At 59.4% G+C, this 8,269-nt stretch carries 6 protein-coding genes and 1 pseudogene; 6 read left to right on the plus strand and 1 reads right to left on the minus strand.

All coding sequences use genetic code 11. From position 1 onward, the window contains the following. Nucleotides 1-521: outer membrane protein OmpA (gene ompA / locus VFE81_RS28435; protein ID WP_325047765.1), on the minus strand; the 521-nt coding region annotated here is incomplete at its 3' end. 499 nt (nucleotides 522-1,020) lie between these two features. Here ompA and gyrA point away from each other — a divergent pair. From gyrA to VFE81_RS28465, 6 genes and pseudogenes are all read left to right on the plus strand, one after another. Then, on the plus strand, nucleotides 1,021-3,657 hold the full coding sequence (gene gyrA / locus VFE81_RS28440) for a DNA gyrase subunit A (RefSeq protein ID WP_325047766.1): 2,637 nt from the start codon (nucleotides 1,021-1,023) through the stop codon (nucleotides 3,655-3,657). Nucleotides 3,658-3,789: 132 nt separating this feature from the next. Next, a complete protein-coding gene (locus VFE81_RS28445; RefSeq protein ID WP_325047769.1) occupies nucleotides 3,790-4,392 on the plus strand; it encodes a DUF2059 domain-containing protein in 603 nt (200 codons plus the stop codon). Nucleotides 4,393-4,697: 305 nt separating this feature from the next. Then, nucleotides 4,698-5,780, plus strand: coding sequence for a 3-phosphoserine/phosphohydroxythreonine transaminase (serC, locus tag VFE81_RS28450; RefSeq protein ID WP_325047770.1), 1,083 nt, complete (start codon nucleotides 4,698-4,700; stop codon nucleotides 5,778-5,780). A gap of 64 nt (nucleotides 5,781-5,844) precedes the next feature. After that, nucleotides 5,845-6,927, plus strand: a complete 1,083-nt coding sequence (pheA, locus tag VFE81_RS28455) for a prephenate dehydratase (RefSeq protein WP_325047767.1) — start codon at nucleotides 5,845-5,847, stop codon at nucleotides 6,925-6,927. 81 nt (nucleotides 6,928-7,008) lie between these two features. After that, nucleotides 7,009-8,121, plus strand: coding sequence for a histidinol-phosphate transaminase (gene hisC / locus VFE81_RS28460; RefSeq protein ID WP_325047768.1), 1,113 nt, complete (start codon nucleotides 7,009-7,011; stop codon nucleotides 8,119-8,121). Nucleotides 8,122-8,172: 51 nt separating this feature from the next. Further along, nucleotides 8,173-8,269: pseudogene (locus VFE81_RS28465) on the plus strand (prephenate dehydrogenase/arogenate dehydrogenase family protein); the annotation flags it as partial.

Genomic DNA, 8,269 nt, shown 5'->3' on the forward strand with positions numbered 1-8,269 from the left:
GTATAGATACGGTTGGATTCGATGCCCTTGCTGACCAAGTATGCCTTCACAGCTTGAGCACGGCGCAGCGACAGACGGTCGTTGTACTTGTCCGAACCGATACGGTCCGTGTAACCCGTTGCGACGACGACTTCCAAGTTCAGCGCGCCGATCTTCGATGCCAGATCGTCCAGCTTTTCCTTGCCAGCCGGCTTCAGGATAGCCTTGTCGAAGTCGAACAGAGCGTCAGCTTGATACGTAATCTTTTGGCTCGTGATAGCCGGTGCAGGTGCGACCGGAGCCGGCGGGGTCGGAGCCTGGGCAACCAGGGCGCCATCGCACTTAGCGTTGGCCGTTGCCGGCGTCCAGAATGCATCGCGCCAGCAAAGCTCGTTCGTGCCATTCATCCACACGTATTCGCCGGTACCATTCACCCAGTTGTCGTTCGTGGCTTGTCGCGACGCCGGCACCGATTGCGCCATGGCGGATGCAGCCATAACTGCGGTAGCTGCAATGAACGCGAGCTTTGAAAGTTTATTCATATTTCTCCTCTCGAAATTGAGATTACCGCAGGTTTACTGCGAGCCTGTTGACGAAGACAAGTCATACATTGCTCGAAGTATAACATCGGTGTAGAACAAAAAAACGTGCTGTGTAGACTTCGAGCAGTGTCTAACTCTTTGTGCGTTGGCATTTTGCCATATCGTTCCCTTCTAACGATAAAAAAATCTGCCCCCGATCAAATCGCCCTCCAATTGTGGTGCATGCGCAACACAAGCAATCCGCTGAAGGCACCGCCAGTCATGGCTGAGCGGCGGATTGGCCCACGCACAAATCGAGCCTGCTCCGGTTCGATGATGGGGCATTCAGACGCCTTTCCCGCTCTTTCCCGCTCGCCTGCTAATAGGTATACGTACCCCGGTCGGGGACGGATGCGCGGCATGTTAGAATCGCGTGATGCGTTGCGCCTGCAATGCTTACGCGAAGGCGCGGCGAAATGAGGTTCACGCCGTCGCCTTGGCACGTAAAAGATACGGATAAATGGATCAATTCGCCAAAGAGACTCTGCCAATCTCCCTAGAGGAGGAAATGCGCCGTTCGTATCTCGATTACGCGATGAGCGTGATCGTGGGGCGTGCGCTTCCCGATGTTCGCGATGGCCTGAAGCCGGTGCACCGGCGCGTGCTGTACGCGATGCACGAACTGAACAACGACTGGAACCGGGCTTACAAGAAGTCGGCGCGTATTGTCGGCGACGTCATCGGTAAATATCACCCGCACGGCGACACGGCTGTCTACGACACCATCGTCCGGATGGCGCAGAATTTTTCGCTGCGCTACATGCTGGTGGACGGTCAGGGCAACTTCGGTTCGGTCGACGGCGACAACGCCGCGGCGATGCGGTACACCGAAATCCGCATGGCAAAGATCGGCCACGAACTGCTGGCCGACATCGACAAGGAAACGGTCGACTTCACGCCGAACTACGACGGCAGCGAAAACGAGCCGGCCATCCTGCCGGCGCGTATTCCTAATCTGCTGATCAATGGCTCCTCCGGTATTGCGGTCGGCATGGCGACCAACATCCCGCCGCACAACCTCAATGAGGTTGTCGACGCATGTCAGCACCTGCTGAAAAACCCGGAAGCCACAATCGACGAACTGATCGAGATCATCCCGGCACCTGATTTCCCGACCGCCGGCATCATCTATGGCGTGGCCGGCGTGCGCGACGGCTATCGCACCGGCCGCGGCCGCGTGTTGATGCGCGCGCTTACGCACTTCGAGGAAATCGACCGCGGTCAGCGCATGTCGATCATCGTCGACGAACTGCCGTACCAGGTAAACAAGCGCTCACTTCTGGAGCGCATCGCCGAGCTGGTCAACGAGAAGAAGCTCGAAGGCATCTCCGACATCCGCGACGAATCCGACAAGAGCGGCATGCGCGTCGTGATCGAGCTGAAGCGCGGCGAAGTGCCGGAAGTGGTTCTCAACAATCTGTACAAGGCGACCCAGCTTCAGGACACCTTCGGCATGAACATGGTCGCGCTGGTCGACGGCCAGCCGAAGCTACTGAACCTGAAGGAAATGCTGTCGTGCTTCCTGTCGCATCGCAGGGAAGTACTGACGCGGCGCACTGTGTACGAACTGCGCAAGGCGCGCGAACGCGGTCACGTGCTCGAAGGCCTGGCTGTCGCGCTCGCCAACATTGACGAGTTCATCGCGATCATCAAGGCCGCACCTACGCCGCCGATCGCCAAGCAGGAATTGATGGCGCGTCCGTGGGATTCGTCCCTGGTGCGCGATATGTTGTCGCGTGCGGAGACGGAAAATGCGTCGGCCGGCGGCCGTGAGGCATATCGTCCTGAAGGTTTGAATCCGTCCTTCGGCATGCAGTCCGACGGTCTCTACCGCTTGTCCGACACTCAGGCTCAGGAAATCTTGCAGATGCGTCTGCAACGCCTGACGGGTCTGGAACAGGACAAGATCATCGGCGAGTACCGCGAAGTGATGGCGCAAATCGCCGACCTGCTGGACATTCTGGCTCGCCCGGAACGCATTACGGCGATCATCGTCGACGAACTGACGTCGATCAAAGCCGAATTCGGCGACGCGCGCCGCTCGAAGATCGAGCTGAACGCAACCGAGCTGAACACCGAAGACCTGATCACGCCGCAAGAGATGGTCGTGACCATGTCGCACGCCGGCTACGTGAAATCGCAGCCGTTGTCGGAATATAGTGCGCAGAAGCGGGGTGGTCGCGGCAAACAGGCCACGGCGATGAAAGAAGACGACTGGATCGACACGCTGTTCATCGCGAATACGCACGATCACATTCTGTGCTTCTCGAATCGTGGTCGTGTCTACAGCGTGAAGGTCTACGAAGTGCCGCAAGGTTCGCGGAACTCACGCGGCCGTCCGATCGTAAATATCTTCCCGCTTCAGGAGGGCGAGAAGATTACGGTTGTCTTGCCGGTAAAGGAATTCTCGGCTGACAAATTCGTCTTTATGAGCACCGCGTTAGGAACTGTAAAAAAGACGCCGTTGGAAGCCTTTGGTCGCGTGTTGCGCAAGGGTATTATTGCGGTCGGTCTGGACGACGGCGACTACCTGATCGGCGCTGCCATCACGGACGGCCAGCATGACGTGATGCTGTTCTCGGATTCCGGCAAGGCTGTTCGTTTCGACGAAAACGACGTCCGTCCGATGGGCCGTGAGGCGCGTGGCGTGCGCGGCATGCAACTCGAAGACGGTCAGAGTGTGATCGCGTTGCTGGTGGCTGGCGACGAACAGCAGTCGGTGCTGACCGCAACCGAAAACGGCTACGGCAAGCGCACGCCGATCACCGAGTACACGCGTCACGGGCGCGGTACGAAGGGAATGATCGCAATCCAGACGTCGGAGCGGAACGGCAAGGTCGTCGCCGCCACGCTGGTGGATCAGGAAGCGCAGATCATGCTGATCACCAATACGGGCGTGCTGATTCGTACGCGCGTATCGGAAATTCGAGAAATGGGACGCGCAACCCAAGGTGTTACACTCATCAGCCTTGACGAAGGGACCAAGCTTTCAGGTCTGCAACAGGTTGCTGAGGCGGAAGCGGATGGTGATGTGGAAGGCGACACCGAAGGTCCTGCCGAAGGCGACAACGGCGGTGAAGACGGTGGTGCGGCCTGATTCGCGTCGGCAGTTCAGTCTCAGTTATTGGTTGAAAGCTGCGCAGAGAACAATGGCGTGTCGGGCCGGTGTCGGACCGATAAGCATCTCGCGCAGCTTGCAGTTCAAGTTAATTTCTCTTAGGGAGTAATGATGCAAAAACGATTCAAACAACTGATGTTGCTGGCTGCTCTCGTGCCGACCTTCGCTATGGCTCAGGCGCTTCAGAGCCCGGCCCCGGCGGCTCCGGCTGCTGCCGCTGCACCGGTTGATCCGGCCAAGCAGGCTGCAATCAAGGACCTGCTGGACGCAATCGACGCACAGAAGCTCGTCGGCGCAATCGGCAACAGCGCCCAGATGCAAGCCAAGCAGCTGGTCCCGGCTATCCTGTCGGACGCCCTGAGCGAAAACAAGACGATGACGGACAAGCAGAAGCAGGCTTCCGTCCCGGCGCTGCAAAAGAACGCAGTGCCGAAGCTGGTTGACGGCGCAGGCCAGGTGTTCGCAACGGACTCCTTCCGTCAAGACGCCATGCAAGCTCAGTACGACGCTTACGCGAAGTACTACAGCACGTCGGAAATCAAGGATCTGACCGCGTTCTACAAGAGCCCGACCGGCCGCAAGTTCATCCAGGTCCAGGACCAGGTTGGCCGCGACGTTGTGAACGGCTTGATGCAAAAGTACATGCCGCAATCGATCAAGGCAACGCGTGACCAGGCTGACAAGGAAGTCGCTTCGGTCAAGCCGGCTAAGTAAGCCAGGTTAGCTAAGCCAAAAGGTCGAAAGGCTGCGCTGATATCGCGCTAGCCGCCGCCCGGCAAGCTATATGGCGTGCCGGGTTTGGCGGGTTGGCGGCGACAATGCGATAATGGCCGTTTGCGCACACGCGCAGACGGCCATTATCTTTTTGGGCGCGAAATTGTTGTCAAACACGCGTCGTTAAACTCGCGTTGTCGAGTGCGCGTCGCTAACTTTGCAGCGGCTGCCGTTGCAGCGGCTGCCAACTTCGCCGATTTTTGCGCGATCTGTTCGTTTTTCGCGCCAGCTTCCAGGATCTCATGATGCGCGTCTTTAATTTCTCTGCCGGCCCAGCGGCCATGCCCGAAGAAGTGCTGCGTCACGCAGCCGACGAGATGCTCGATTGGCAGGGCAGTGGCATGAGCGTGATGGAAATGAGCCATCGCGGCAAAGAATTCATGTCGATCCACGAGGAAGCGCTCGTCGATTTGCGCGAACTGCTCGAGGTGCCTGCCAGCCACCGCATTCTGTTTCTGCAAGGCGGCGGCTTGGGCGAAAACGCAATCGTGCCGATGAATCTGATGGGCGCGAAACCGCGCGCGGATTTCGTCGTGACCGGTTCGTGGTCGCAGAAGTCGCTCAAGGAAGCGCAAAAATACGGTGCCGTGCATCTGGCGGCGAGCGGACAGACGGCAGAGGGTTTCACCCGTGCGCCGACGCGCTCTGAATGGCAACTTTCGGACGATCCGGCATACGTGCATCTGTGCACCAACGAGACCATTCACGGCGTCGAGACATTCGAGATTCCCGACCTCGGCGACATTCCGCTGGTGGCGGACGCTTCGTCGCACATCCTGTCGCGTCCAATGGACATCGCCAAATACGGCGTGCTGTTCGGTGGCGCGCAGAAGAACATCGGCATGGCGGGCGTGACGGTTGTGATCGTGCGCGAAGACATGCTGGATCGCGCGCAGTTGATCTGCCCGTCGGCGTTCGAATGGAAAACCGTCGCCGAGAACAATTCGATGTACAACACCCCGCCCACGTATGCGATTTATGTCGCAGGGCTGGTGTTCAAGTGGTTGAAGAAGCAGGGCGGCCTTACCGCGATGGAAGCGCGTAACCTCGAAAAATCGAAGCTGTTGTACGACACGATCGATTCGAGCAGTTTCTATCTGAACAAGGTCGAGCGTGGCTCGCGCTCGCGGATGAACGTACCGTTTTTCCTCGCCGACGAGTCGCGCAACGAAGATTTCCTGGCCGGCGCGAAAGCGCGGGGAATGGTGCAGCTAAAGGGCCACAAGTCCGTTGGCGGCATGCGGGCGTCGATTTATAACGCCGTCCCGCTCGAAGGCGTCAAAGCGCTTGTCGAATACATGAAGGAATTCGAACAGCGCAGCGCCTGATCGTCTTAGACATTCAGGCACGCGTATCCTTTCCAGTAGTTACCCGGCAGGGCCGTTTTCACGCATGGACGACGAACTCAATACCCGACTCAAGCCCCTTCGCGAACGCATCGACGCGCTCGACGCGCAGTTGATCGCGCTCCTCAATCAGCGCGCCGCAGTGGCGCTCGAAGTCGGCGAGGTCAAGAAGCATTTCAACGCGCCGGTGTTCCGCCCGGAGCGCGAGCAGCAGGTGATCGCGCGCCTGCAGGATATGAGCAACGGCCCATTGGCCAGTGAGCATATCAGCGCGATCTGGCGCGAGATCATGGCTGCGAGCCGCGCGCTCGAAAAGACCATCAAAGCCGCGTACCTTGGCCCGGTCGGCACGTATAGCGAACAGGCGATGCACGAGTACTTCGGTCAGTCGATCGAAGGTCTGCCGTGCCCGTCGATCGACGAAGTATTTCGCTCGGTCGAAGCAGGCGCAGCCGAATTCGGCGTTGTGCCGGTCGAGAATTCGACCGAAGGCGCGGTGTCGCGCACGCTCGATCTGCTGCTGCAAACCCAGCTCACGATCGGCGGCGAACTGGCCTTGCCGATTCACCACAATCTCCTGACGCTGAACGGCGGCCTCACCGGCGTGAAGCGGGTGTGTGCGCACGCGCAGGCGCTTGCTCAGTGCCAGCGCTGGCTCGCGACGAATGCGCCGCATCTCGAGCGTCAGGCGGTGTCGAGCAATGCCGAAGCCGCGCGTATGGCGGCGGAAGATCCGACTGTCGCAGCCATCGCCGGCGATCGCGCTGCGACCCATTACAGTCTGCAAGTCGCCTACGCGCTGATTCAGGACGATCCGCACAACCGAACGCGCTTCGTGATGATCGGCAAGGAGCGCACCGGCGTTAGCGGGCACGACCAGACGTCGTTGATCGTTTCGGTGGCGAACGAGCCGGGCGCCGTGTTCAAACTGTTGGAGCCGCTGGCGCGCCACAGTGTATCCATGACCCGTTTCGAGTCGCGTCCGGCGCGCGTCGGCACGTGGGAGTATTACTTCTACATCGACGTCGAAGGCCATCGCGACGAGCCGGCGGTTGCCGCCGCGCTCACCGAACTCGGCCAGAAGGCCGCGTTCCTGAAGATACTTGGCTCGTATCCGCGCGCCCGTTGAAGTCGGCCGGGGCGCGCACACGTTGCACGGGCGCGCCTGCTGCATGTTCACCTACTACTAATTAGTCGTTCGGAGATTTTCATGACAACGTCCTTCGGTCCTTCTTATGTGCGCGCGATTGCGCCTTATATCGCCGGCAAGCCGATTTCGGAAGTGGCCCGCGAATTTGGCCTCGACGAAGCGACGATCGTGAAACTCGCGTCGAACGAAAATCCGCTCGGCATGCCGGAGTCGGCACAACGTGCCATGGCGCAAGCAGCCAGCGAACTCGGCCGCTATCCGGACGCGAATGCATTCGAACTGAAGACGGCGCTGAGCGAGCGTTACGGCGTACCCGCCGACTGGGTCACGCTCGGTAACGGCAGCAACGACATTCTCGAAATTGCCGCACATGCATTAGTCGAAAGGGACCAGTCGATCGTCTACGCGCAGTATTCATTCGCGGTCTACGCACTGGCCACGCAAGGCGTGGGTGCGCGTGCGATCGTTGTGCCCGCCATCAAGTACGGCCACGATCTCGACGCGATGCTCGCCGCGATCACGGACGACACCCGTCTGATCTTCGTCGCGAACCCGAACAACCCGACGGGTACCTTTATCGAAGGCGCGAAGATTGAGGCGTTTCTCGACAAGGTGCCGCGCAACGTGGTCGTCGTGCTCGACGAGGCGTACACGGAATATCTGCCGGAAGAAAAGCGCTACGACTCGATCGCGTGGGTACGCCGTTATCCGAATCTGCTGGTGTCGCGCACGTTCTCGAAGGCGTTTGGACTCGCCGGCTTGCGTGTCGGCTTCGCTATTGCCCAGCCTGAGTTGACCGATCTGCTGAACCGTCTGCGTCAGCCGTTCAACGTGAACACGCTGGCGCAAGCCGCAGCGATCGCGGCGCTGAACGACACGGCGTTTCTGGAAAAAAGCGCGGCCTTGAATGCGCAAGGCTATCGCCTTTTGACCGAAGCGTTCGACAAACTCGGGCTTGAGTATGTGCCGTCGGACGGCAACTTCGTGCTGGTGCGTGTCGGCAACGACGACGCTGCCGGCAATCGCGTCAACCTCGAATTGCTGAAGCAGGGCGTGATTGTTCGCCCGGTCGGCAACTACGGTTTGCCGCAATGGCTGCGTATCACGATTGGTCTGCCGAAAGAAAACGAAGCGTTCCTCGCAGCGCTCGAAAAGACGCTCGCCACCGCTTAAGCGGTTGACCTTGACCCGCGCGTCTCATTTCATGAATGACGCGCTTTTTCTGTGACCGACGTGGCTGCGTTCTCTTTTAATAAGCTGGTGATTTTCGGTGTCGGCCTGATCGGCGGATCGCTTGCGCGCGCGTTGCGCGAGCGGGGTG

The organism is Paraburkholderia sp. (assembly GCF_035656215.1).
GTDB lineage: Bacteria > Pseudomonadota > Gammaproteobacteria > Burkholderiales > Burkholderiaceae > Paraburkholderia.